This window comes from Mycobacterium palustre (assembly GCF_002101785.1).
Classification (GTDB): Bacteria; Actinomycetota; Actinomycetes; order Mycobacteriales; family Mycobacteriaceae; genus Mycobacterium; species Mycobacterium palustre.
The window spans coordinates 1-25,272 of record NZ_LQPJ01000109.1 but is presented as its reverse complement, the minus strand read 5'-3'; the positions used below and the strand labels follow the sequence as shown (position 1 = coordinate 25,272).

At 69.2% G+C, this 25,272-nt stretch carries 20 protein-coding genes and 1 pseudogene; 6 read left to right on the top strand and 15 right to left on the bottom strand.

Annotated features, from left to right (window positions below):
- Nucleotides 1-7: 7 nt before the first annotated feature.
- The 9 genes from fadD32 to glf all read right to left on the bottom strand — a co-directional run bounded on the left by fadD32 (nucleotide 8) and on the right by glf (nucleotide 12,339).
- On the bottom strand, nucleotides 8-1,903 hold the full coding sequence (gene fadD32, locus AWC19_RS16065; RefSeq protein ID WP_085079054.1) for a long-chain-fatty-acid--AMP ligase FadD32: 1,896 nt from the start codon (nucleotides 1,901-1,903) through the stop codon (nucleotides 8-10).
- A 304-nt stretch (nucleotides 1,904-2,207) separates the two neighbouring features.
- Entirely contained in the window at nucleotides 2,208-3,218 is a 1,011-nt protein-coding gene (gene culp6 / locus AWC19_RS16060) for a carboxylesterase Culp6 (RefSeq protein ID WP_085079053.1), read from the bottom strand.
- 108 nt (nucleotides 3,219-3,326) lie between these two features.
- A complete protein-coding gene (locus AWC19_RS16055; protein ID WP_085079052.1) occupies nucleotides 3,327-4,232 on the bottom strand; it encodes an esterase family protein in 906 nt (301 codons plus the stop codon).
- A gap of 150 nt (nucleotides 4,233-4,382) precedes the next feature.
- Nucleotides 4,383-5,417, bottom strand: a complete 1,035-nt coding sequence (ag85A, locus tag AWC19_RS16050; RefSeq protein ID WP_085079051.1) for a diacylglycerol acyltransferase/mycolyltransferase Ag85A — start codon at nucleotides 5,415-5,417, stop codon at nucleotides 4,383-4,385.
- A gap of 370 nt (nucleotides 5,418-5,787) precedes the next feature.
- Nucleotides 5,788-7,773 carry a terminal beta-(1->2)-arabinofuranosyltransferase gene (aftB, locus tag AWC19_RS16045; RefSeq protein WP_276043513.1) on the bottom strand — a complete coding sequence of 662 codons (1,986 nt, stop codon included), beginning with the start codon at nucleotides 7,771-7,773 and terminating at the stop codon, nucleotides 5,788-5,790.
- On the bottom strand, nucleotides 7,760-8,668 hold the full coding sequence (locus AWC19_RS16040; protein ID WP_085079049.1) for a decaprenyl-phosphate phosphoribosyltransferase: 909 nt from the start codon (nucleotides 8,666-8,668) through the stop codon (nucleotides 7,760-7,762). The genes aftB and AWC19_RS16040 overlap by 14 nt, the downstream gene beginning before the upstream one ends.
- Entirely contained in the window at nucleotides 8,665-9,210 is a 546-nt protein-coding gene (locus tag AWC19_RS16035; protein WP_211284938.1) for a phosphatase PAP2 family protein, read from the bottom strand. Before AWC19_RS16035 ends, AWC19_RS16040 begins: the two co-directional genes overlap by 4 nt.
- Nucleotides 9,203-11,095 carry a glycosyltransferase gene (locus tag AWC19_RS16030; protein ID WP_085079048.1) on the bottom strand — a complete coding sequence of 631 codons (1,893 nt, stop codon included), beginning with the start codon at nucleotides 11,093-11,095 and terminating at the stop codon, nucleotides 9,203-9,205. Before AWC19_RS16030 ends, AWC19_RS16035 begins: the two co-directional genes overlap by 8 nt.
- Nucleotides 11,092-12,339: a UDP-galactopyranose mutase gene (gene glf / locus AWC19_RS16025; protein ID WP_142281235.1), complete on the bottom strand. Its 1,248-nt coding sequence runs from the start codon at nucleotides 12,337-12,339 to the stop codon at nucleotides 11,092-11,094. Before glf ends, AWC19_RS16030 begins: the two co-directional genes overlap by 4 nt.
- Before the next feature lie 195 nt (nucleotides 12,340-12,534).
- Here glf and AWC19_RS29230 point away from each other — a divergent pair.
- The 3 genes and pseudogenes from AWC19_RS29230 to AWC19_RS16005 form a co-directional block, all read left to right on the top strand.
- A pseudogene (locus AWC19_RS29230) lies at nucleotides 12,535-13,437 on the top strand (PirG); the annotation flags it as partial.
- A 415-nt stretch (nucleotides 13,438-13,852) separates the two neighbouring features.
- Nucleotides 13,853-15,508, top strand: coding sequence for an LGFP repeat-containing protein (locus AWC19_RS16010; RefSeq protein WP_211284942.1), 1,656 nt, complete (start codon nucleotides 13,853-13,855; stop codon nucleotides 15,506-15,508).
- A 123-nt stretch (nucleotides 15,509-15,631) separates the two neighbouring features.
- Nucleotides 15,632-17,179 carry a PE family protein gene (locus tag AWC19_RS16005; protein WP_085079045.1) on the top strand — a complete coding sequence of 516 codons (1,548 nt, stop codon included), beginning with the start codon at nucleotides 15,632-15,634 and terminating at the stop codon, nucleotides 17,177-17,179.
- 5 nt (nucleotides 17,180-17,184) lie between these two features.
- Here the strand turns inward: AWC19_RS16005 and AWC19_RS16000 are convergent, their stop codons facing one another.
- From AWC19_RS16000 to AWC19_RS15985, 4 genes are read right to left on the bottom strand one after another with little or no spacing between them, the layout of a single operon-like run.
- Nucleotides 17,185-18,000 carry a Cof-type HAD-IIB family hydrolase gene (locus AWC19_RS16000; protein ID WP_085079044.1) on the bottom strand — a complete coding sequence of 272 codons (816 nt, stop codon included), beginning with the start codon at nucleotides 17,998-18,000 and terminating at the stop codon, nucleotides 17,185-17,187.
- 34 nt (nucleotides 18,001-18,034) lie between these two features.
- Nucleotides 18,035-18,820 (bottom strand): lysophospholipid acyltransferase family protein, encoded by a 786-nt coding sequence (locus AWC19_RS15995; protein WP_085079043.1) that lies wholly within the window; start codon nucleotides 18,818-18,820, stop codon nucleotides 18,035-18,037.
- A gap of 16 nt (nucleotides 18,821-18,836) precedes the next feature.
- Nucleotides 18,837-19,592, bottom strand: a complete 756-nt coding sequence (locus tag AWC19_RS15990; protein WP_085079042.1) for a lysophospholipid acyltransferase family protein — start codon at nucleotides 19,590-19,592, stop codon at nucleotides 18,837-18,839.
- 3 nt (nucleotides 19,593-19,595) lie between these two features.
- Nucleotides 19,596-20,366, bottom strand: a complete 771-nt coding sequence (locus tag AWC19_RS15985) for a lysophospholipid acyltransferase family protein (RefSeq protein WP_085079041.1) — start codon at nucleotides 20,364-20,366, stop codon at nucleotides 19,596-19,598.
- Nucleotides 20,367-20,496: 130 nt separating this feature from the next.
- Here AWC19_RS15985 and AWC19_RS15980 point away from each other — a divergent pair, with 130 nt between their 5' ends.
- Together AWC19_RS15980 and AWC19_RS15975 are read left to right on the top strand one after the other, a co-directional pair.
- Nucleotides 20,497-22,047, top strand: coding sequence for an MBL fold metallo-hydrolase (locus AWC19_RS15980; RefSeq protein ID WP_085079040.1), 1,551 nt, complete (start codon nucleotides 20,497-20,499; stop codon nucleotides 22,045-22,047).
- Nucleotides 22,044-22,385: a hypothetical protein gene (locus AWC19_RS15975; RefSeq protein ID WP_085079039.1), complete on the top strand. Its 342-nt coding sequence runs from the start codon at nucleotides 22,044-22,046 to the stop codon at nucleotides 22,383-22,385. Before AWC19_RS15980 ends, AWC19_RS15975 begins: the two co-directional genes overlap by 4 nt.
- Here AWC19_RS15975 and AWC19_RS15970 read toward each other — a convergent pair.
- Both AWC19_RS15970 and AWC19_RS15965 read right to left on the bottom strand, forming a co-directional pair.
- Nucleotides 22,382-23,956, bottom strand: a complete 1,575-nt coding sequence (locus tag AWC19_RS15970) for a phytoene desaturase family protein (RefSeq protein WP_085079184.1) — start codon at nucleotides 23,954-23,956, stop codon at nucleotides 22,382-22,384. The two genes, AWC19_RS15975 and AWC19_RS15970, sit on opposite strands and share 4 nt — an antisense overlap.
- 69 nt (nucleotides 23,957-24,025) lie before the next feature.
- Complete coding sequence (locus AWC19_RS15965; protein WP_085079038.1) at nucleotides 24,026-24,643, bottom strand: TetR/AcrR family transcriptional regulator; 618 nt, start codon at nucleotides 24,641-24,643, stop codon at nucleotides 24,026-24,028.
- Nucleotides 24,644-24,714: 71 nt separating this feature from the next.
- On the opposite strand from AWC19_RS15965, the gene AWC19_RS15960 reads away from it, so the two are divergent.
- Nucleotides 24,715-25,194, top strand: a complete 480-nt coding sequence (locus tag AWC19_RS15960) for a DUF2834 domain-containing protein (protein ID WP_085079037.1) — start codon at nucleotides 24,715-24,717, stop codon at nucleotides 25,192-25,194.
- Nucleotides 25,195-25,272 lie beyond the last annotated feature (78 nt).

Here is a 25,272-nt window from a genome sequence, read left to right as displayed (position 1 = left end):
AAGGGGTTCAGTTGCCGGTGGCAAAAACGGTGGGCGAGCCGATGCCGCTGCGCAGGCTGCCGTCGAGGTAGGCGGCGCGGCAGGCGCGGCGGCCGATCTTGCCACTGGACGTGCGCGGGATCAGGCCGGCCTGCACCAGCAGCAGGTCGCGGACGGTCACGCCGTGGCGCACCGCGATGGCGGCCCGGATGTCGTCGGCGATCGGCTGGTAGTCCAGCTTGTGCGCGCCGGCGGCGCGCTCGGCGACGATGACCAGTTGCTCGGAGGTGTCGTCCGGGTCGTACTTGATGCCGGCGTGCGGGTTGTCGAACACTTCCCGGGGCAGCTGGTTGGCCGGCACCGAGAACGCGGCCACGTAGCCGACGCGCAACGCCTTGTTGGCCTCCTGCGCCGAGTACTCCAGGTCCTGCGGGTAGTGGTTGCGGCCGTCGATGATGACCAGGTCCTTGATGCGCCCGGTGATGTAGAGGTTGCCCTTGTAGAAGGTGCCGTAGTCGCCGGTGCGGACCCACAGGCCGTCGTCGGGCGCCCCCTCGGCGTGCGACGGGTTGGTGCGCGACTTGAGGATGTTGCGGAACGTCTCCTGGGTCTCCTGTTCCTTGTTCCAGTAGCCCAGGCCCATGTTGTTGCCGTGCAGCCAGATCTCGCCGATCTGCCCGTCGGGCAATTCGGTGGCCGTGTCGGTGTCGACGATCACCGCCCACTCGTCGACGCCGATCACGCCGGCGGACACCTGCGCGACGGCGTTGGGGGCGTCGGCGCCCACCTCGACGAACCGGTGCTCGTTGAGCGCCTCGCGGTCGACGTGGATGACCAGCGGCGCTTCGTCCATCGGGGTGGTGGACACGAACAGGGTCGCCTCGGCGAGCCCGTAGGACGGCTTGATGGCCGCCTCGCGCAGGCCGTACGGCTTGAACGCCTCGTAGAACTTGCGCATCGAGGCCGGCGACACCGGCTCGCTGCCGTTGAGGATGCCGCTGACGTTGCTCAGGTCGAGCGGCGGCTCGCCGTCCTTCGGCGCGCCCCGCAGCGCGGCGTGCTCGAACGCGAAGTTCGGCGCCACCGAGTACACCTCGCCGTCCTCGTCCTCGCTGCGCGCCATGGCGCGAATCCAGCGGCTGGGCCGGCGCACGAACGCCGCCGGCGTCATGAACGTCATGTGGTGGCCGAACACCGGCGAGAGCATGACCGTGATCAAGCCCATGTCGTGGAAGAACGGCAGCCAGCTCACCCCGCGGTCGTTCTCCCGGCCCTTCATGGACAGCGCGTTGAGCACCTGGACCACGTTGGTGGGCAGGTTGAGGTGGCTGATCTTGACGCCCGTGGGCGTGCGGGTGGAGCCGGAGGTGTACTGCAGGTAGGCGATGGTCTCGCGGTTCGACGTCGGTTCCACCCAGGTGGAGGCGACCTCGTCGGGCACCGCGTCGACGGCCACGACGCGTGGGCGCTCCTTGGCCGGGCGGCTGCGGAAGAACTTGCGCACGCCCTCGGCGGAGTCGGTCGTGGTCAGGATCGTCGACGGGCTGCAGTCGTCGAGCACCGCGTGCAGCCGGCCGACGTGTCCCGGCTCGCTCGGGTCGAACAGCGGCACCGCGATCCGGCCGGCGTAGACGGTGCCGAAGAAGGAGACCAGGTAGTCGATGTTCTGCGGGCACAGGATGGCGACGCGGTCGCCGGGCTGGGTGACCTGCTGCAGGCGCGCCGCCACAGCGCGGTTGCGCTGGCTGAAGTCGCGCCACGAGATGTCGCGGGCGACGCCGTCGCGTTCGGTGGAAAAGTCCAGGAACCGGTAGATGAGCTTGTCTTGGCGCACCGACGCCCACCGCTCGATGTGCCGAGCCAGGTTGAGGTTATCGGGAAACCTGATCTTCCCGTTCACGATGAACGGGTTGTGGTACGCCATACCGCTCTCCTGTCGCACTCATCCGGTCGGCCCGGCCGACGGTCACATCTCGGTGTCGGCGGTGCCGACGAATACCTCTATACACAAGGCGGTCCTCGCGCGGTCCACGCTCAGGGAGCGCCGCCCGGTGCCAGTCCCCGCCCGCTTCGACCCGATCGGGCCCGCAACAAGGTGCTGATTGCTCTTAAATTTCTCTTAATGTTAAGGGCCGCCTAGCGGCAGGCCAAATCTCAAGGTACCGCCGATGCCGTTTTGCGACCGGCTTGGCGGGGCTGTGTCCACCGTCCGGATTTGCCGGCGGCGCCTACCCATGCTTGGGGTGCGGCGCGTTTTCGATGAGCCCGCGGGCCCAGTTCAACGTCCAGTCGGTCGCGGGTGCCCCGTCCAGGCTCCAGAACTGTGTGGTGGCGTAGAGGGCGTGCACCGGCTGGCCGGCGCCGCCCGCCAGCGTGTTGAGCGTGTTCGGCAGGTTGGCCACGCTGAATGCCTCGTTCGGCGCCGCGCAGATGAGGTCGCCCGGAGCGCAGATCTCGTTCGTCTTGTTGTTCAGCGCGCCGAAGCCGCCCGGCCGCGCGCCGGTCATGGTCAGGCCCAGCCCGGACAGCACCGGAACCTCGTGCAGGGTGACCTCCGCCCCCTCGCCCGGCGGGTCGGGCCCGACGTCGTTGCCCACGCCCTGCTGCCGGCGGCCGTCGGCGATCAACGTCACACCCAGCACCAGGTCGTCGTCGACGGGTCCGCGGCCGTTGCCGATGTCGCTGGCGATGTCGCCGGCGATCACCGCGCCCTGGGAGAAGCCCATCAGCACGTAGCTGGTCAGCGGGCACTTGTTGTTCATGTCGGTCATCGCCTGGACCGTCGCGCGGGTGCCCTCGGCCCGGCTCTCGTTGTAGGACATCTGGGCGTCACCGCTTAACGGGTTGTGGAACTGCGCGGTGTACGGGGTGGTGTAGGTCTGCAGCCGCGACGACGGGAACTGCCCCGACAGCTCCGCGGTCACCTTGTGCAGCAAGGCATTCGGGAATTGCGCCGGGCTTTGCGGGTCGTCCTGGGGGGAAGACTCCCAGGTGCCCGGGACGTTGATCAGCTGCACGTCGGGGCACGACGCGTCCTGGGAGGAGGGCCGCGGCTTGTGGGGGTGGGCGGTCGTCGACGGGGGCGGCAGCACGCCGGGCGGAACCGCGCTGGGCGGCGTTTCGTGGCTGCGCAGCAGCGTCACTACGGCCAAAAGGACCAACAACACGACGCCGGCCACCGAGAGGGCGGCGATCCAGGCGAGTATTCGGTGGCGCTTGCGCCGGGCGTTGGTGGTCATGGTCTCCTGGCGGGGGGTCGAAATCCTGGCGTCAAGCGCTGGCCACTACACGGTACCGGCCCCGCCCGGGGCCGCGGGGCGGCGCGGACGCGATCGGCAGCGGTCGAATTAGCGGATGGCACCGACGATGTCGCCCGACATGGCGGCCAGCTGGCCCGACCACGAGCCCCAGCCGTTGTCGCCGCCGCCCAGGTCGAAGTGGCCGTTGTGGCCCCCGACGCTGCGGTATTGCTGGTAGAACTCCCGCGAGCTGCCCATCGCGGCGGCCGCCTGGCCGATCATGGCGGCGTCGTCGCCGCCCGTGTTCGTCGGGCTGAAGACCCACACGCGGGTGTTGTTCTGCGCCAGCAGCGACGCGTGCACCCAGGGGTCGTGCCACTTCCACCGGCCCAGCTGCGGGGCGCCCCACATCCCGTTGCCGTCGATGCCGCCCCACTGCTGCAGGCCCGCCAGGATGGCGCCGTTGTAGTTGGTGCTCGCCGGGTACAGGATCCCGGACAGGGAGCCGGCGAAGCCGAAGCGGTCGGGGTGGAAGGTGGCCAGCGCCATCGCCCCGTAACCGCCCTGCGCGGCGCCGACGGCGGCGTGGCCGCCGGGCGCCAGGCCTTTGTTGGCGGCCAGCCAGTTGGGCAGCTCGCTGGACAGGAAGGTGTCCCACTGCTTGCTGCCGTCCTGCTCCCAGTTGGTGTACATGCTGTAGGCCCCGCCCGCGGGTGCCACCACCGAGATGCCCTTGCCGGCGAGCGTGTTCATCGCGTTGCCCGCGGTCACCCAGTTGCTGACGTCCGGGGCCGCGTTGAAGGCGTCCAGCAGATAGACCGCGTGGGGGCCGCCGGCCAGAAAGGCCACCGGGATGTCGCGGCCCATCGCGGCCGACGGGACCATCAGGCTCTCGTAGCCGGCGGCCCGGGCCTTGCCGGTGGAGGCCGTCGTGACGGCCACGGCCATCCCGACCGACAGGGCGGTGAGGCAGAAAACCCGCAGCAGCGCTGACAGACCCCGTACGACCCTCATGTCCACCCTCCATCGTCTAGTCGCTGTGTGCACATTAACCAGCGCCGCGGGGCGACCGGCCCGCGGGTAGTGAAATAGACCACACCCGTCGAGACAGAGCGGCGGCGGCGATCCGCAAGGGGATCGCCGCCGCCGTCGTGTTGCTTAGGGCTAGCCGCCCTGGTTGCCCGCGTTGCTCGCGGTGGCCGGGCCGGCGCCGGGGGTGGCGCCCAGCGTCGCCTGCAGGTCCGGCTTCATGGCCTGCAGCTGCGCACCCCAGTAGGGCCAGTCGTGCGTGCCGTTGGCGTCGAAGTTCCACACCGCGTTGTGGCCACCGGCGGCGTTGTAGGCGTCCTGGAACTTCAGGTTGGAGGTCCGCACGAAGCCCTCGAGGAACTTGGCGGGCAGGTTGTCGCCACCGAGGTCCGACGGCTTGCCGTTACCGCAGTACACCCAGATCCGGGTGTTGTTGGCGACCAGCTTGCCGACCTGCAGCGACGGGTCGTTGCGCGCCCAGGCCGGGTCCTCCTTGGGACCCCACATGTCCGAGGCCTTGTATCCGCCGGCGTCACCCATGGCGAGGCCGATCAGCGACGGGCCCATGCCCTGCGACGGGTCCAGCAGCGCCGACAGCGAGCCGGCGTAGACGAACTGGTTCGGGTGGTAAGCGGCCAGGATCAGCGCCGACGACCCGGCCATCGACAGGCCGACGGCGGCGTTGTTGGTCGCCCGGACCTGCTTGTTGGCCGACAGGTAGGCCGGCAGCTCGCTGGTCAGGAAGGTTTCCCACTTGTAGGTGGTGCAGCCGGCCTTACCGCAGGCGGGCTTGTACCAGTCGGAGTAGAAGCTCGACTGCCCGCCGACCGGCATCACCACGGCGAGGCCCGACTGGTTGTACCACTCGAACGCCGGGGTGTTGATGTCCCAGCCGTTGAAGTCGTCCTGCGCGCGCATGCCGTCGAGCAGGTACAGCGCGGGAGCGTTGGCGCCGCCGCTTTGGAACTGGACCTTGATATCGCGGCCCATCGCGGCCGAGGGCACCTGCAGGTATTCCACCGGCAGACCCGGGCGCGAGAACGCGCCAGCAGTCGCCGAGCCCCCCACGGCACCGATCAGACCCGATAGCAGGGCCGCAGCGGCGGCCCCGATCACGAGCCGGCGCGGCATGCGAGCCACGGCGCCCCGAAACCTGTCGACAAGCGTCATCCTTGCTTTCCTCATCCTTCTTGCGGCCTTTCGGCGCGTTCCTCCGATTTGGCGCGATTAGGCGCATCCTCGAAATTGGGTCGTACCGCATACGCCTTACCCGAGTTCCGGCCGTCGGCGCAGCAGTGCTCGTGTAGTCAACCACACGTTGGGTCGTCCGCTCTCATCGAGCCCGCCGGGCAAACCCGCATTTGGCCGTCGTCCCCAACGATTTTCGGGCCACCAACGGGTCCGCGGATCCGCGTTTTTGCATGTGCCGGGCGGCCGTTGCACACTGGTCGAGCGCAGATGTGAAGTTGCTGGCAATTTCCCGGGGGCCCGCGGCGCACCGTCGGGGCGGCGGCGAAAAAATCTTTCGCTTTCCGGCCCCTCACTCCCGCGGGGGCGGCGGAGCGGGCTCGGGGATCGGAAGACCGCACCGGGCCAGCTCGTAGAGCGGCACCCGGTCGATCCGGTACTTGGTGAACTCATAGGAGTGCAAGAAGTTGGACACGAAGCGATGCAATGACATTGGGGCGCGCACCGACGCCAGCACCGCCTTGGTCTCCGGGCACTGCAGCGCCGCCACCGCCTGGGCGACCCAGTTGTCGTCCAAATAGCCCGGAATCCCCGGGTACAGCTTCACCCACGGGCCGTCGGCGATCACCCAGTCCGGGAACAGGTTCTTGTCATGCCCGATCCGGCCGTGCTTCAACCGTTCGGTGTGCTGGGCGAGCGGGTTTGCCAGCCCGATCTGGTCGATCACCCTGACATCCAGGCCGACGTTCATCCCGACCATGCCGAGGTTGGTGAAGAACACTGTGTGCTGCGGCTTCTGGGGCTCCTGGCCGCCCGGGGCCGCCCCGGGCGCCGGGCGCGCCATGGGCACCAGGTCCCACTGGATGTAGTTGCCGGAGGGCAGCAGCAACGCCCCGTCCGGGGTGTTGTCGAGCGTGGTCAGCACGGCGGCCATCCGCGGGTAGTCGAGGTAGTCCGCGGCGGTCAGCGGGTGCGCGTGCCCGGTGGCCTGCGCGTAGAAGCGGCGCTCGTCGACGATCCCGGAGTAGGTGACGTGGGTGGCGTCGTCACCCATCCCGGGCGAGTTTGCTGCCCACAAAGACCAGCCCGCGACGCCCAGCCACAGCGCGCCGGTCACACCGGCCACCCAATAGCCCGTCTCCCGCGAATAGTCCACCCCGTCGGGCGTCATCACCGGCACCACCGCGACCGGGGCCAGCAAACAAAACAGCGGCGCGAGCAAGACCCGGCCGTGCATGAAATCGCCGCCCTGCCGGATCCAGTAGAGCGCCTGCAGCAGCCCGCTGACGAGGACGAATGCCACTGCGGCGGGCGGACTTTGGACCGCCCGGGCCAGGCGGCCGTAGTCGGGCGCCGGGAGCGGGCGAAGGAAGGCGGGGTGGCGGCGGGAGACCACCAGCAGCACCCCGAGCGGCACCAGCAGCGCCACCGGTATCCACACCGAGTAGGGGGCGTTGAAGTTCGCCAGATAGATCATCCCCTGGGACCACTTGTCCCCGGCCGCGTCCTTGGCCAGTGCGGTCCCCGGGACCAGCAGGCCGTAGTAACCCATCCGGAAGATCTGGTAGGCCACCGGCAGGAAGCCGCCGGCCACCACGATCAGCGCGCGCCGGCGCCAGGTGCGGGCCGCGATCAGCATCATGATCAACGCCAGCCCACCCATCAGCGCCAGCTCGGGACGCACCAGGACGCTGAAGCCCGCGACGAAGGCCAGCGCCGCGGTGAACGCCCGGCCGTTCACCCGCCCCCGCACCGGCTGCGACCAGCACACCATCATCCACCACAACAACCCCAGGTAGGCCAGCGTCAGGCCGCTCTCCAATCCGGACGTGGCAAAGTCACGCGCCGGCGGAAGGGCGATGTAGACGAGCGCCCCCGCGGGCAGCATGATCGCCCGGCGGCCCCGCAGGCTGGGCGCATACAGGCGGCCCGCGCCCAGCATCAGCAGCGCCACGCCGAGCACCGACAGCGTCAGGGCCAGCGCCAACGCGACGTACTCCATGCGCACCGGCCCGCCGACCCAACTCCCGACGTACATCAGGTAGGTCCATGCCGTCGAGGTGTTGGCCTCCACCCGCTCGCCTTCGTTGAACACCGGCCCGTTGCCGGCGAGCAAATTGCGCACGGTGCGCAGCACGATCAGGCCGTCGTCGGCGATCCAGCGTCGCTGCCAGGCGCCCCAGGCGAACAGGGCGGCGACCACCGCCACGCCGATCCATAGGCTGGCCCGCGCCGCGGTGGGATACGGGAACAGCGGCCGGCCGGCCCGCCGGATTGCCGGCCTGCGGCGCAGCACCCCCGCCTTCAGCGCCTGCAGTGAGGGACTAGCCGAAGGCAACCGCGGCCCCAATTGTCGCGATCCACGCCACGAACAGCAGCTGCAGCACCCGGTCGCGGAGCGCGATGTCCTCGGGCTCCCCGGCGAGCCCGCCGTCGACGTCCACGGCGTAGCGCAGGATCGCGATGGTGAACGGGACCATCGACACCGCGTACCAGGAGCCCGAATGGTGATCGCGTTCGAACGCCCACAGCCCGTAACACATCACCACCGCGGTGGCCGACATCGTCCAGACGAACCGCAGGTAGGTACTGGTATAGCTTTCCAGCGACTTGCGGATCGCCGCGCCGGTGCGCTCGGCGACCTGCAGCTCGGCGTAGCGCTTGCCGGCGACCATGAACAGCGACGCGAACGCCGCCGAGAGCAGGAACCACTGCGACAGCGGGATGTCGGTGGCGACACCGCCGGCGATGGCGCGCAGCAAATACGCCGACGAGACGATGCAAATGTCCATCACCGCTTGGTGTTTGAGGCCGAAGCAGTAGCCCAGCTGCATGGCGATGTAGACGGCCATCACCAGCGCCAGGTTCGGCGTCAGCCACCACGCGACGGCCAGGGAGGTCACGCCCAGAAACACCGCCAAGACGTAGGCCAGCCACTCGGGCACCACGCCGGCCGCGATCGGCCGGAATCGCTTGGTGGGGTGCTCGCGGTCGGCGGCGATGTCGCGGACGTCGTTGACCAGGTAGATCGACGACGCCGCCAGGCTGAAGACCACGAACGCCACGCCGATCTGCGTCGCCAGCTGCAGGAAGTTGTAGCGGACGCCGCTGCCCAGCCCGGCCACCGGCGCGGCCAGCACCAGGACGTTCTTGACCCATTGGCGCGGACGGACGGCCTTGACGACGCCGACGATCAGGTTCGACGGCGGTCGGGTCACGACGTCTTCACTCATTCGGCGCACCCCTTTCGGAACCTTTCGCCGCCTCGCTCCGCGATGCCCGCGACGGCGGCGCCGAGGGCGACGCCGAAGGCCACGTCGCTGGGATAGTGCACGCCCAGCAGTATCCGCGACAGCGCCATCGGTGGTATCAGGACAGCCGGGAGGGGCAGCCCGGTGGCCCGGCGCATCAGGATCGCCGCGGCCGTGGTGGACGTGGCGTGCGCGGAGGGGAAGCTCAGCCGGCTGGGCGTGCCGACGTTGACGGCGACGGCCGGGTGGTGCGGCCGGCGGCGCCGCACCAGCCGCTTGACCAGCACGGCGGCGGCGTGCGCGACGAACGAGCCGGCGCCGGCGGCCAGCCAGTCGCCGCGCCGCGACGGCATCAGCAGCGCGCCGACCAGCGCCACGGCCAACCAGCCGATGCTGTGCTCGCCGAAGTGGGAAAGCCCCCGCGCCGCCCTCAGCACGCCGGGCCGGTCGGCCAGCGCCGACTGGACGGCGACCAGCGCGGCCACCTCGCCGCGCGGCGCCTCGGTGGCGGCGGTGTCAGCCATGGGCAGGCTCGGCCGCCTGCAGCAGCGCCGTCTCCCACTTCTGCTTGCTGGAGAGCACCGGCAGCGCCTCGCGGTACACGCGACGCATCTCGTCGAACCGGGTCAGCAGCTGACGCTGGCGGCGCAGCGACTGCAACAGCAGCGAGATCATCTTGCGCCGGTCGCGCTGCCGGTAGACCACGCCGCACCCGTCGGCGGTCGTCACCGTGACGCCGTCGACCGTGCACAGCCGGAACCAGCGCGCGTCCTGGGTCGGCACGTTGTACTCGGGGCGCCGGTGGGCCTCCGGGTCGGCCTTGGTCATGTTGTGCGCGATCCCGCGCGCCAGCCGGTACCCGATCGACACGGGGTTCACCGGCGGCTTCATCGCCTTGGTTTTGTGCTGCGCCGGCGGCAGCTCGGTGGCCGCGGGCAGCACCACCGCGTCCGGGTACTCCTTGCGCAACCGGTGCACTTCCGGCAGCGCGCTTTTTAGGATCGAGAAGATGTGCTCGGGGCCGGCCAGGAAGTCGTCGATGGCCCGGTTTTGGATGGCGACCGTCGAATATTCAAGGCAGGCAAGGTGTTTCAGTGTCGCCTTGAGGTGGCTGCGGACCAGTCCGGTGACGTCGCCGTCCCAGTGCATCGCGGCGACGACCAGCCGGTTGCGCAGGTGGAAGTAGGCCTGCCAGTCGATGGCGTCGTCCTTGTCGCTCCAGGCCATGTGCCAGATGGCCGCGCCCGGCAGCGTCACGGTCGGGTAGCCGCGCTCGGCGGCCCGCAGCCCGTAGTCGGCGTCGTCCCACTTGATGAACAGCGGCAGCGGCTGACCCAATTCCTCGGCGACCTGCCGCGGGATCATGCACGTCCACCAGCCGTTGTAGTCGACGTCGATGCGCCGGTGCAGCAGCCTGCTTCGAGGGTTGTTGTCGTTGAGCGGATATGCGGCGAAGTCGTGGTCGTATTCGGCGTGCGGCGCGGCGGTCCACATGAAGTTGTCCCGGTCCACCACCTCACCCATGATGTGCAGGTGCGACGGCTCCTGCAGGTTGAGCATCTGGCCGCCCACCAGCATGGGACTCCGCGCGAAGCGGTGCATCGCCAGCACCCGCAAAATCGAGTCCGGCTCGATGCGGATGTCGTCGTCCATGAACAGGATCTGTTGGCAGTCGGTGTTTTTCAGCGCCTCGTACATCACCCGGCTGTAGCCGCCGGAGCCGCCGAGGTTGGGCTGGTCGTGGATGGACAGCCGGTCACCCAGCCGGGCGGCCGCGGCGGGGAAGTCGGGGTGGTCGCGCACCTTGCGCACGCCCTGGTCGGGCACGATGACCGCGCCGATCACCTCGTCCACCAACGGATCCGCGGTGAGTTCGGCCAGCGCGTTGACGCAGTCGGCGGGGCGGTTGAAGGTCGGGATCCCGACGGCGATGTTGGCCGTGCCCGGCGCGGGCTCGGTCGCATACCAACCGCCGCCGAGCAGCGTGACCTTGCTGTCGGTGGTGACGTCGAACCAGATCCAGCCGCCGTCCTCGAAAGGCTTTAGCGGCACCTCGACTTCGAGCACCTGCGGCTCGTCCCCGGTGCCGGCGAACGGGCGGCCCTCGATGAAGATCCGGGCGCCGGTGGCCTTGGTGCGGTAGACGTCGACGCGCCCGGTGCCGGTCACCTCCACCCGCAACACCACCGACTTGCAGATGCTCCAGCGCCGCCAGTAGCTCGCCGGGAAGGCGTTGAAGTACGTGGCGAACGAGACCTCGGACTCCGCCCCGATCTCCAGCGTGGTGCGCGTAATCGCATGCGCGCGCTTGGCATTGGTGCTCGACTCCTCGAGGTACAGCTTGCGTACGTCGAGGGGTTCACCCGGGCGCGGGAGGATGATGCGGGAGAGCAGGCTCACCGCGGTCATGCGCTTGCTCCCTCCTCTTGCAGAAGCGGTGCGCCGTCGCAAAGGTGCGGCGCCAGAATGTTTTCGAACATGTTCAGTGCGCTGGCGATGGCCATGTGCATATCCAGATATTGGTAGGTGCCCAGCCGGCCGCCGAAAAGCACCTTCGACGACGCGGTCTCGGACTTCGCCCTCGCCCGATAGGCGGCCAACAGGGCGCGGTCGGCCTCGGTGTTGATCGGATAGTAGGGCTCGTCGTCGTCCCCGGCGAACCGCGAGTACTCGCGCATGATCACCGTCTTGTCCTTCGGGTAGTCCCGCTCGGTGTGGAAGTGGCGGAACTCGTGGATGCGGGTGTAGGGCACGTCGAGGTCGTTGTAGTTCATCACCGGCGTGCCCTGAAAGTCCCCGGTGGGCAACACTTCCACCTCGAAGTCCAGGGTGCGCCAGCCGAGCCGTCCTTCGGCGTAGTCGAAGTAGCGGTCCAGCGGCCCGGTGTACACGACGGGGGCGTCGGGGCTCTCGGCGCGCAGCTGGTCGCGCACGTCGAACCAGTCGGTGTTTGTGCGGATTTCGATGCGGTCGTCGTCGGCCATCCGGTTCAGCCACGCCGTGTAGCCGTCGACCGGCAGCCCCTCGTAGGTGTCGGAGAAGTAGCGGTTGTCGAAGGTGTAGCGCACCGGCAGCCGGTTGATGACGGCGGCCGGCAGCTTGACGGGGTCGGTCTGCCACTGCTTGGCGGTGTAGCCCTTGACGAACGCCTCGTAGAGCGGCCGCCCGATCAGCGAGATGGCCTTCTCCTCGAGGTTCTGCGCGTCCTCGGTCTTGATCTCGGCGGCCTGCTCGGCGATCAGCCGCCGCGCCTCGTCGGGGGTGAAGTACCGGCCAAAAAACTGCGACACCAGGCCCAGCCCCATCGGGAACTGGTAGGCCTGCCCCTTGTGCATCGCGAACACGCGGTGGCGATAGTCGGTGAAATCGGTGAACTGCCGCACGTAATCCCAGACCCTCTTGTTGGAGGTGTGGAACAGGTGGGCGCCGTACTTGTGCACCTCGATGCCGGTCTGCGGTTCGGCCTCGGAATAGGCGTTGCCGCCGATGTGCGGGCGGCGTTCGACGACGAGCACGCGTTTCCCGAGCTGGGTAGCCACGCGCTCGGCGATGGTCAGGCCGAAGAATCCGGAGCCGACGACGAGGAGGTCAAAGCGACTAGAAGGAGAGGTCATCGGTTGCTTAGGGTATCCGACCGCGCGGGCCGAACCCATTTGGCGACGCCCGGGCACCCGGATCCGCCATCACGGTCGGGGTCGCAATTGCCTCACGATTCAATATCGGCACTCTAGTCACACCATTCTCACTCGTACCATCAACTCTGTGTGGATCATGCCGGACAGGACAGGCAGGACACGCCGACACAACCGCAGTTCGAATTAAGTTGTCCAGATATTGAGGAGACTTCCGTGCCGAACCGACGCCGACGCAAGCTTTCGACAGCCATGAGCGCGGTCGCCGCCCTGGCAGTCGCGAGTCCTTGCGCATACTTCCTCGTTTACGAGTCCACGGCCGGCAACAAGCCACCCGAGCACCACGAGTTCAAGCAGGCGGCGGTCATGGCCGACTTGCCCAACGAGCTGATGGGCGCGCTGTCGCAGGGCCTTTCGCAGTTCGGGATCAACCTGCCGCCGGTGCCCGCGTTGGGCGGTGGCGGCACCGCTTCCCCGAGCCTGACCAGCCCTGGACTGGGCACGTCGGGGCTGACCAGCCCGGGCCTCACCAGTCCGGGCCTGACGAGCCCCGGCCTCACCAGCCCCGGTTTGACGAGCCCCGGCGTGGCGAGCCCGTCTTTGGCGAGCCCCGGCCTGCCGCCCACGACGCCCGGCGCCCCCACGCCTGGCGCGGTGGCGACCACGCCGGCGGCCGGGCTCAACCCGGCGCTGTCCAACCCGGGGTTGACCAGCCCGACGGGCGCGCTGCCCGGCGTGGGCAGCCCCACGCTGACGCCGAGCGAAGTTCCGATCGACTCGCAGACCGGCCTCGACCCCGGCGCGGGCGGTACCTACCCGATCCTCGGTGACCCGTCGACGCTGGGCGGCACCTCGCCGATCGCGTCCGGCGGGGGCGCCAGCGGGGGCGGCTCGGGCGGCGGCGGGCTCGTCAACGACGTGATGCAGGCCGCCAACCAGTTAGGCGCCGGCCAGGCCATCGACCTGCTCAAGGGGCTGGTGATGCCGGCCATCATGCAGGGCGTGCAGCAGGGCGCCGCGGGCGGCCCGGGTGCCGCGGGTGCCCTGCCGGGCGCCGCGGGCGCGCTGCCGGGCGCAGCGGGTGCCGTGCCCGGCGCCGCCAAGGCCCTGCCGGGTGCCGCCGGTGCGCTGCCGGGCGCGGCGGGTGCCCTGCCCGGCGCCGCCAAGGCCCTGCCCGGTGCCGCCGGTGCGCTTCCGGGTGCCGCCGCAGGCGCGGCTCCGGCCGCCGCGGGCGCGGCTCCGGCCGCCGCAGGCGCGGTTCCGGGCGCGGCCGGTGCCGCGGGCGCCGCACCGGGTGCCGCCGCAGGCGCGCTTCCGGCCGCCGCCGGTGCCGCGGCGCCGGCCGCCGGCGCGGTGCCTCACTAGACCCCGGAACCTGTTACCTGACGGCACCGCAGAGTTGCCCGGGCCCGGGTCGACGAACCCGCCCGGCGTCCCCACCCTCTGCGGTGCCGTCGAACAGGCTTTCGTGGACTTCTCAAGCCACCGGGCCGTGTCGCCTCATTAATAACACTAGAAACACAAGTAACATCAGCTGGTGTCCCGCAATCGCGCGCCGACGATGTTGCTTACCGCCATCGCGGCGACCGTCGTCCTCGTCTCGTGGGTGGGCGACGCCACCCGCGACGGCCGGGCTCCCAATTCGCCGCGGGTCGGCGACACCCGGCTCGCCGAGCAGCCGCTGATCGGGCTGGGCGGCGGCGTCACGGTCCGTGAGCTCAGCCAGCCGACGCCGTTTTCATTGGTCGCGCTGACCGGCGACCTCGCCGGCACGTCCATTCGGGTGCGGGCCAAGCGCACCGACGGCTCCTGGGGGCCGTGGTATCAGACCGAGTACGAAACCGCGGCGCCCGACGGCGGCCCGGCCGGTGGCGCCGGGCCCAGCGAAGGCCCCCGCAGCACGGATCCCGTCTTCGTCGGCACCACCACCACGGTGCAGGTCGCCGTCACCCGCCCGATCGACGCGCCGGTGACCCAACCGCCCCCGGCGCCGCCGAGCGCGTCCGTGGACGGCGGCGGGCTGGGGTACAAGCCGGCGTCCAAGGAGCGGCCGTACGCGCAGAACATCTCGGCGATCCTCATCTCCCCGCCGCAGGCTCCGGCCAAGACGCACTGGACGCCGCCGGCCGGGGTGCTGATGCCGGGCCAGGCGCCCGCGATCATCAGCCGCGCGGAGTGGGGCGCCGACGAGTCGTTGCGCTGCGGCAGTCCCCAGTACGACAACGGGATTCGGGCCGCCGTCTTGCACCACACCGCGGGCAGCAACGACTACTCGCCGCTGGAATCGGCCGGGATCGTCAAGGCGATCTACACCTACCACAGCAAGACGCTGGGCTGGTGCGACATCGCCTACAACGCCCTGGTCGACAAGTACGGGCAGGTGTTCGAGGGCAGCGCCGGCGGCCTGACCAAGGCGGTCGAAGCGTTCCACACCGGCGGGTTCAACCGCAACACCTGGGGCGTCGCGATGATCGGCAACTTCGACGACGTGCCGCCGACGCCGATCCAGCTGCGCACCGTGGGCCGGCTGCTGGGCTGGCGGCTGGGCATGGACGGCGTCGACCCCAAGGGCACCGTGGCGCTGGAGTCGGCCGGCAGCCACTACACCACCTTCCCGGCGGGCGCGATCGCCACCCTGCCCACCATCTTCACCCACCGCGACGTCGGCAACACCGACTGCCCGGGCAACGCCGCGTACGCGCTGATGGACGAAATCCGGGACATCGCTTCGCATTTCAACGACCCGCCCGAGGAGCTGATCAAGGCGCTGGAGGGCGGCGCCATCTACGAGCACTGGCTGGCGATCGGCGGGATGAACAGCGCGCTCGGCGCGCCCACCTCCCCCGAAGACAGCGCCGAAGGCGACGCCCGCTACGTCACCTTCGCCAAGGGCGCGATGTACTGGTCACCCGCGACCGGCCCGCAGCCGATCACCGGAGCGATCTACGACGCCTGGGCGTCGCTGAGCTACGAGCGGGGCCCGCTGGGCCTGCCGACCAGCGCGGAAATCCAAGAGCCGCTGCGGATCACGCAGAACTTCCAGCACGGAACCCTCAATTTCGAGCGGCTCACCGGAAACGTCACCGAGGTGGTGGACGGGATCACGACGCCGTTGGCCACCCAGTCGCCGAGCGGGCCGACGGTCCCGCCCGAACACTTCTCGCTGCCCTCCCATCCCGCCGCGACCTAGACGTTTCGCGGGCCGCTTTTCCGGGCGGAACGCGCCATTCTCCGGCGCGTGTGCGTTGCGTGACAGTACGCTGGCTCGGGCCGGCAAACGCTGATCGCGGGATCGAGTCGAGGAGAGACGGCGGTGTCGTTCGTGATGATCGCGCCGGAGTTCGTTACGGACTCGGCGGACAACTTGGCGGATATCGGCTCGGGCCTGCGGGAAGCGGCCGCGGCCGCGGCGACCCGCACCACCTGGGTGGCGGCCCCGGCCGCCGACGAGGTGTCGGTCGCGATCTCCGAGCTGTTCGGCACGTACGGCCAACAGTTCCAGGCGCTCAGCGCCGAGGCGGCGGCATTTCACGGCCAGTTCGTGAGCCTGCTCAACGGGGGCGCGGCGGCCTACGTCGGCGCCGAGGTCGCCAACGCCGAGCAGGTCCTGCTCGGCGCGGACAACGCGCCCGCCGCGGCGGTCACCCTCTATCCCGGCGGCGCCTACGGACAGCTCATCGCCAACACGACCGCGAACCTCGAATCGCTGTTCGGCGCCTGGTCCGCCGACCCGTTCCCCTTCCTGCGCCAGGTCATCGCAAACCAGCTCGGCTATTGGGAGCAGGTCGCCGCGGCGCTGACCTTCGCCGCGCAGAACTTCCCCGCCGTGCTGGCCAACCTGCCGGCCGCCGTCCAGGCCGGCGTCCAGCAACTCCTGGCGTTCGACCCGGCGTTCTACATCCAGCAGTTCGTCACCGCGCAACTGGGCTTCGCGCAGTCGTTCTTCACAAACCTCGGCAGCGCGTTCACCGGGATCGTGACCGGCCTGCCGGCGTTCGGCGCCCAGCTGCAGGTGGCCCTGCAAGCGGTGCTGGCGGGCAATTACTACGGCGCCGTGCAGGACGTGGCGCAGGCCTTCGCGAATCTATTGGTGACGGGGGTGGACCCGGGCACCGTCGAGGTCACCTTGAGCGGAGGAAGGATCTTTCCGCTGCCTATAGTCCTTCCCACGGTGACCGCCACGGTGAACCCCACGATCCTGGGCCCGCTGGGAAACTTCTTCGCCATCGCGAACATCCCGGGGCAGGAGGCGCAGTACCTCACCAACCTGATGCCCCCGTCCATCCCTCGACAGATGGCGCAGAACCTCACCAACGTGCTCAATGTCCTTACCATTCCCAGCATTTCGGCGACCGCGGCGTTGCCGCTGTCGAACCCCACCACCGGTTCGCTCAGCGCGTTCTTCGGGCTGCCGTTGGTGCTCACCTACGCGGTGGCCGGCGCGCCGATCGCGACCCTCAACGGGCTGGCGACCAGCGCGACGGCGGTTCAGCAGGCCCTGCTGGCGGGCAACGGCCTGGGGGCGGTCAACGCGCTCATCGACGCACCGGCCGTCGTCGCCAACGGCTTCCTCAACAGCGACACTTTGGTGGACTTCACGGTCCCGGTGCCGATCAACCTCACGCTGCCGCCACCGTTTCCTCCCATCGGCTTCGCCACGACCGTGCCGATCACCCTGCACCTGCCGTTTGACGGGATTCTCGTTCCGCCGCACCCGGTTACGGCGACGATCGACCTCAGCGGTCTTGGGTTCCCGCCGACGCTCGTCACCATCTTCGGCACGCCGTTCATGGGGCTCGCCCCGCTGTTCGTCAACTACATCCCCGAACAGCTCGCGGCGGCGATCACCCCCGCGGGCTGACGGGCTCAAAGCCACCAGCGTTCCAGCACCCGGCCCACGCCGTCGTCGTTGTTGGGCGCGGTGACCTCGTCGGCGGCGGCAAGCACGTCGGGATGCGCGTTGCCCATGGCCACCCCGAGGCCGGCCCAGCGCAGCATCGGCAGGTCGTTGGGCATGTCGCCGAACGCCACCACCTCGTCGCTGGCGATCCCCAGCGGCTTGGCGATCTCCTCCACGCCGCTGGCCTTGCTGATCCCCAGCGGCACGATCTCGACCAGCCCGTTGTTCGTGGAGTAGGTGATGTCCCCCTCGAGCCCGACATGCTTGGCCAGTTCGGCCGCCATGTCCTGGCTGCGGGCCCCGCTCTTGCGGATCAGCAGCTTGATCGCCGGCGCGCTGAGCAGGTCCTCGATCGACACCTCCGTGTTGTCCGGGTTGAGCCAGGCGTGCTCGTAGCCCGGCGAGCTGACGAACTGCGGGGTGGCCGAGTCATGGGCGCGTTCGCCGATCCGCTCGACGGCCAGGCCCGCGCCCGGGATGACGCGGGTGGCCAGTTCGGCCAACTCGGCCAGGGTGTCGACGGACAGGGTTTGCGCCGACAGCACCCGGTCGTGCTCGGGGTCGTAGATGACGGCGCCATTGGCGCACACCGCGGTTGGCGCGAACCCCAGCGCCTCGACCACGGGACGTATCCATCGCGGTGGGCGGCCGGTGGCCACCAGAAACCGGGCCCCGCCGGCGACCGCGGCGCGCACGGCGTCGCGGGTGCGCGGAGTGATGGTCTCGTTCTCGTCGAACAGGGTGCCGTCGACGTCGCAGGCGATCAGCCTCGGCAAGGTCATCGAGGCGGTCCGCCGGCGCGGAAAACCGATGCCGTCAATGCAATCCGCTCTGGTTCTGCCCCGGGCGGGTCACCCCGTCGGTGCCGTGGCGCCGCACGCGCTCCTGCAACTCGGCCAACCGGATCGCCCGCGAATCCTCCTGGCTCGGCGCGGCGCCGCCCAGCCGTCGCGGCACCCAGAACTCCCCTTCCGGGTGCGGATACTCCTCCTGCACCCGGTACAGCAGCGCATTGAGCGCCTGGCGCAACGCGACGTTGAGCTGCTCGGAGGTGCCCATCGGCGCCAACGGCCGGCCGGCCGCCACGGTGATCGGAACCTTGTTGCGGAACACCTTCTTCGGGTGATCCTTGGGCCAGATCCGGTGGGCGCCCCACACGACGACCGGAATCAGCGGCACCCGCGCCTCCAGCGCCATCCGCGCGGCGCCGGTCTTGAATTCCCTGAGTTCGTAACTGCGGCTGATGGTGGCCTCCGGATGCATCCCGATGAGCTCGCCCGCGCGCAGGCGGTCGACGGCCACCTCGAACGAGTCGTGGCCCGCCCGGCGGTCCACGGGAATCAGCCGGGCGTGCTTGATGACGTAGTTGACCGCCTTCACCTCGGCCATCTCGGCCTTGATCATGAAGTACGCGCGGCGGCCGCGCTCCTTGACGGCCATCAACGTCGGAAGCCAGTCGAGGTAGCTGGTGTGGTTCTGCGCGAGCAGGGCACCGCCGCGCGACGGGATGTTCTCCAGGCCCTGGAACGTGAACGTCGTTCCCTGCATGGCTACGACCGGTGGAACGATCCACTCGCACAACCGGTAAAAACCTTCCGCCATGTCCCTCTCCTTCGCCCTATCGCGACCGATGCGGGGTACGGTTCGCGGCCCGGGCCGCGGCCTCCTCGGTTTCGATCTGAGCCGCCTCGGCCAATGTCGGCGCAGCGCCGCCGAGCCGGCGCGGAACCCAGTATTCGCCGGGTGGGTGCGCATAGCACTGCTGAGCCCGGTGCAGCAGCGCGTTCATCGATTCGCGCAGCGCGGCGTTGGTGCAGGTGATGTCCTTGTCGGCCCGCAGCGGCTCGCCCACCCGCACGATGATCGGGATCTTGTGGCGGCCGACGTGGCGCGGGTGATCTTTGGTCCAGATGCGGTGCGCGCCCCACACGATCACCGGGACGATCGGGACGTCGGCTTCGGCCGCCATCCGCGCCGCACCCGTCTTGAACTCCTTGAGCTCGAAGCTGCGGCTGATCGTGGCCTCGGGATAGACGCCCACCAGCTCGCCCTCGCGTAGCCGCTGCACGGCAACCGCGTAGGCGTCGGCCCCGGCCCCGCGGTCCACCGGGATGGTGCGGGTGTGCTTGATCAGGAAATTAACCACCTTCACCCGCTGCATCTCGGCCTTGATCATGAACCGCAGTCGGCGGTGCCGGCGATGCACGGCCAACGCGGCGGGCAGGAAGTCGACGTAGCTGGTGTGGTTGATCGCGATCACGGCCCCGCCGCGTTCGGGGATGTGCTCCTCGCCGGCATAGCTGATGCGGGTGCCGGTGGCCAGCACGACGAGCTGGGCCAGGATCTCGAGGGTGCGAAAGGTCGGTTCCGCCATCGGCTACCGCTCCCGCGCCCCTGGGGAGTGGGCGCGGCGGGCCGCCCGCGCGGAGGCTTCCTCGGCGTCCACGCGGGCCGCCTCCGCCAGCGACGGGGCGCCCCCGCCCAGCCGGCGCGGCACCCAGAACTCGCCGGCCGGATGCGGCCCGTACATTTCTTGGGCCCGCTCGAGCAGATGTTGCATCCGCGAGTGCAACAGCCCCTTGAGCTCCTCGACTTCCAGCGTCGGTTCGATCGGCTCGCCGACGAGCACCAGGACCGGCACCTTGGGGCGCCACAGCTTCTTGGGGTGGCCCTTGGTCCAGATCCGCTGGGCGCCCCAGATGATGTGCGGGACGATCGGCACCCCGGCATCGACCGCCATCCGCGCGGCCCCCGACTTGCACTCCTTGATCTCGAAGCTGCGGCTGATCGTGGCTTCGGGGTAGACGCCGACGAGCTCGCCGTCCTTGAGGTTCCGGACGGCCTCCTCGTAGGACGCGGAACCGTCCTGCCGGTTGACGGAGATGTGCCGCAGGCTGCGCATGATCGGCCCGGTGAGCTTGTGGTCGAACACCTCCTGCTTGGCCATGAAACGCACCTTGCGGCCGAGGCCCTGCTTGTAGGCGGGCAGACCCGCGAAGGTGAAGTCCAGGTAACCGGTGTGGTTGATCGCGATGACCGCACCGCCGGTCTTCGGCAGGTTCTCCTCACCCAAGACGGTGATCTTGAGACCCTGGACGCGCCAGATCAGGCGGGCGAGCTGAATGACAGTCCCGTATACCGGTTCCACAGCCCCTCAGCCTAGTGCTCCGGGCTGTGAGCCGCCGAGGACGCGAACCACGAGGCGGCGTCGCGCTAAGCTCGGGGGCTGAAACGCCGTAAACCGTCGGCAGGCCCAACGTCCCCCACGGAAGGTATTTGTGCAGGTCACGAGCGTAGGCCACGCCGGATTTCTGATCCAGACCCCCGCGGGCAGCATCCTGTGCGACCCCTGGGTCAATCCGGCCTACTTCGCGTCGTGGTTCCCGTTCCCGGACAACAGCGCGCTGGATTGGGACGAACTGGGCGCCTGCGACTACCTGTACGTCTCGCACCTGCACCGCGACCACTTCGACGCAAAGAACCTGCGCGAGCACGTCAACAAGGACGCGGCGGTGCTGCTGCCCGACTTTCCGGTGCCAGACCTGCGAAACGCCTTGGAGGAGTTGGGATTTCATCGCTTCTTCGAGACCAATGACTCGGTCAAGCACGTAGTCAGCGGGCCTAAGGGTGACCTCGAGATCATGATCATCGCGCTTCGGGCTCCGGCCGACGGCCCGATCGGCGACTCGGCGCTGGTGGTATCCGATGGCACCACAACGGTTTTCAACATGAACGACGCCCGGCCCACCGATCTGGACGTGCTGGCCGCCGACTTCGGTCACGTGGACGTGCACCTGCTGCAGTACTCCGGGGCGATCTGGTACCCGATGGTCTACGACATGTCGGCCCGCGCCAAGGAGTCGTTCGGCATCCAGAAGCGCCAGCGTCAGATGGACCGCGCCCGCCAGTACATCGCCCAGGTCGGGGCGACCTGGGTGGTGCCGTCGGCCGGGCCGCCGTGTTTCCTGGACCCCGAGTTGCGCCACCTCAACGACGACCACGGCGACCCGGCCAACATCTTTCCCGACCAGATGGTCTTCCTGGACCAGCTGCGCGCGCACGGGCACGACCGCGGCCTGCTGATGATCCCCGGGACGACGGCGGACTTCACCGGCCCCACGCTGAACTCCCTGCGCCATCCGCTACCCGACGACCAGGTGGAGGCCATCTTCACCACCGGCAAGGCGGCCTACATCGCCGACTACGCCGAACGGATGGCGCCGGTGCTGGCCGCGGAGCGGGCGAGCTGGGCGCCGCCCACCGGCGCGCCGCTGCTGGACCAACTGCGCGCGCTGTTCGAGCCGATCATGCTGGCCAGCAACGAGGTCTGCGACGGCATCGGTTATCCCGTCGAGCTGGTCATCGGCGCCGAGGCGGTGATCCTGGACTTCCCGAAACGTGCCGTGCGCGAACGCATTCCCGACGAGAAGGTCCGCTACGGCTTCGTCATCGCGCCCGAGCTGGTCCGCACCGTGCTGCGCGACCGCGAGCCCGACTGGGTCAACACCATCTTCTTGTCCACCCGGTTCCGGGCGTGGCGGGTCGGCGGCTACAACGAATACCTGTACACGTTCTTCAAGTGCCTGACCGACGAACGGATCGCCTACGCCGACGGATGGTTCGCCGAGACCCACGACGACTCCGCATCGATCACCATGGACGGCTGGGAGATTCAGCGCCGCTGCCCGCACCTCAAGGCGGACCTCTCGAAGTTCGGTGTGGTCGAAGGGAACACGCTCACCTGCAACCTGCACGGATGGCGGTGGCGGTTGGACGACGGCCGCTGCCTGACCGCGCGCGGCCACCAGCTGCGAAGCGCCCGCAAATGAACGCCTCCTACGACGACGGCCTGGTCCAGCTGGACCGCGCGGCGATCACGCTGCGCCGCTACCACTTTCCCTCCGGCACGTCGAAGGTCATCGCGCTGGACGCGATCCGCGGCTACCGCGCCGAGGCGTTGGGCCTGTTCGTGCAGCGCTTCCGCATCTGGGGCAGCTCCGACTTCCGGCGCTGGCTGCCCCTGGACGTGCAACGGCCGTTCAAGTCGACGCTGATCACCCTGGACGTGCCCGGCACCTGGCCCAGCCCCGCGTTCACGCCGGCCCGCGCCGACGAGTTCACCGCTTTGTTGGACGAACTGCTGGACCGGCGCCGCTACCTTAGCTAGCGGCCGAGGTCTTCCAGCGCCGCGCGGGCGGCGTTGTAGCCGGGAATGAACGTGATCCCCGGCCCGCCGTGGCAGCCCGCGCTGCCAAGGTACAGGCCCTGGATCGGGATAGGCTGGCCACGAAAGCCTTTCGGGCCCGGCCGGTTGGGGCCGATCTGGTCGGGGTTGAGCAGCCCGTGGCAGTAGTCGCCGCCAGGGGCGCCGAACATCACCCCCATGTGCCTGGGCGTGAACGTGGTGTGCCGGGTGATGCTGGCCTCGAAGTTCGGCGCCAGCCTGGTGATCTTGTCGATCACCCGCTGTCCCATCTCGACCTTCGCCTGACCGTAATCCGCCCCGCCCTCGATCGGGAACCACAGCGCGAACGCCGACGCGGCGTGCTTGCCCTCGGGCGCCAGGTCCGGGTCGTTCTGCGAGGGGATCTGCAAGACCACCGTCGGGTCGGCCGGAACGATGCCGCGCCGGCAGTCCTCCCACTGCCGCTGGACCTCCTCGGGCGTGCAGAACAGCCCAATCGAGGCCTGCATGGCCGGCTCGTTGAGCGCCTCGTAGGGCGCGGCGAACTTGGGGGCCTCTTCCAGCGCGAAGTGCATCTGCAGGTAACTGCCGCGGTGGTCGATCCGCGCATACCGCTCCCGGATGCCGGCGGGCAACGCGGCGGGATCGATCAGCTCGTTGAGCGTGGTGTCGGGCGCGATGCCCGGCACGACGACCGGCGCCGTCAGCGTGTCCCCGGCCTCGGTGCGCACGCCGGTCACCCGGCCTTGGGAAAGCAGGATCTCGGTCACCCTGGTGCGCAACCGCACCTCGCCGCCGTGGCTTTCGAGCACGTCGCCCAGGTGGGCGGTGAGCGCGCCGATGCCACCGCGCAGCTTCTTCATCTGCATGGTGTCGCCGTCTGGAACGCCGAGCCCGAACGCCAGCGCCGCCGCGCTGCCCGGGGTGGCCGGGCCGCGGTACAGCGTGTTGACGGCCAGCACGGTCATCGAACCGCGCAGCGCGCCGTGCTTTTCGCGGTCGGGCAGATAGCGGTCCAACACGTCGGTGACCGAGCCGAACAGCATGTCGTCGATCGAGGAGCGCTCGAACTCGTTTGTGGCACAGGCATACATCTCGTCGAACGTCTTCGGCGGGGTCCCGGCCTCGAACCTTCCCAGCGCCCGCGTCGGCGCCTGGCTCCAAGCCATCAGGCCCGCCATGCCGTTGACGGCGTCCGCGCCGTGCACCTCGTTGAGGTGGGTGAACAGCTTGACGGGGTCGCTGAATTGGATCAGCGGATCGTCGCCGACGCCGCGCAGCGCGACCGACATCACGTCCAGGTCGATCGTGGGCAGGCTGTTTAGCCCGAGCTCCTCGACGACGACGGCCGACGTCGGGAACTGCACGGAGCCGGCGATCTCGAAGCGGTACCCGTCGAAAAGCTCCACCGTCGAGGCCATCCCGCCGGCGTATAGCTTGCCGTCCAGGCACACGGTCCGCAGCCCCGCCTTCTGCAGCAGCACCGCCGCGGCCAGCCCGTTGTGGCCCGCGCCCACGACTATCGCGTCAAAATCGGTGTCTGATCCGGTCATGCCCTGCCCTCCACGCATGGAGGCTGACACGGCTCCTCGGTTTTGTCAATTTTGACGAAACCTTTTGCTTCAGCCGCGGGTCGCCCACGTGTCCGTGATGCCCGCCCGCAGCGTCTCCAGCGCCGCGTGGCACATGCGGGCCAGCTCGCCGAGGGACCGGTCGTCGCCGAGCATCCAGAATTCCATCGCGCCGAAAACCGCCGCGGCGACGCAGCGGGCGGTGACGGCGGCGCGCAGGCGGGCGTCCGGCGATTGCTCGGCCGCTCGGTTACGTCGCCGCAACTGCTCCTCAATGGCGTTGGCGAAGTCCGCCTGGACGTCCTGGATGTGCCGGACGATGCGGCCCGGGTCCAGCTCACCGCCCCGCAGCGCGGCGATTTTCGTCACGGCCTCAACGTCATACGGGAACGAGAAGACGGCCGATTGGACGGAATCGATGATCGGTTCGTCGGCCGGCCTCGCGTCGAGCGCGGCGCGGAACCAGTTCAGCCCGGTGTAGTCGGCAAACAGCAGATCGTGCTTGGACTTGAAATGGCGATAGAACGTCCGCAGCGACACCCCGGCGTCGGACGCGATCTGCTCGGCCGACGTCCCCTCCACACCCTGGGCCAGAAACCGCACCAGCGCGGCCTGGACCAGCGCCTCCCTGGTGCGTTCGCTGCGCGCGGTCTGCGCCGGCCTGACCATGGCAGTACGGTACCCCCTATTGTGTTCTGTCATTATTGACAAAACTTCGCGGCAAGAGCGACACTTCGGCCATGATCTGGCTTTATGTCCACGCCATACTCGGGGTCGCCGTCATCGCCTGGATTGTCGCGTCCAACCCGACGATTTACGCCAAACCGGCTGAAGGCCCGTGGTTTTCGCCGTTGGAGTGCGTGTATTACGCGGCCGGCATCGCGTCGATCGCGCTGGGCTGGTATTTCAACATCCACTTCGTGCTCGACGCGAACGGCCAGGGCAACATCGTGCAGGGCCCGGCCAGCTATCCGCACTTCCTGCGGATGCAGTTCGGCAACCCGGCCGCCGGCTCGGGCTGCCAGGACTACCTCATCGCCAATGTCGTTCTGCTGCCGGTGTTTACCATCGTCGACGGCTATCGACGCGGCATCCGGCGCCCCTGGCTGTTCTTTCTGGCGAGCTTCTTCACCAGCTTTTCGTTCCCGTTGGCGTGGTACTTCGCCACCATCGAACGGGTGCGCCGCCACGAGCGATCCCGCGAGCCGGTGAGCGCCTAGCTGTACTCGGCCAGGACGTTGGTAGCAGGCGTGTCGGCTTGATGTGAGGAGAACCCCCGGGTGGGGTGTGGCGTGTCG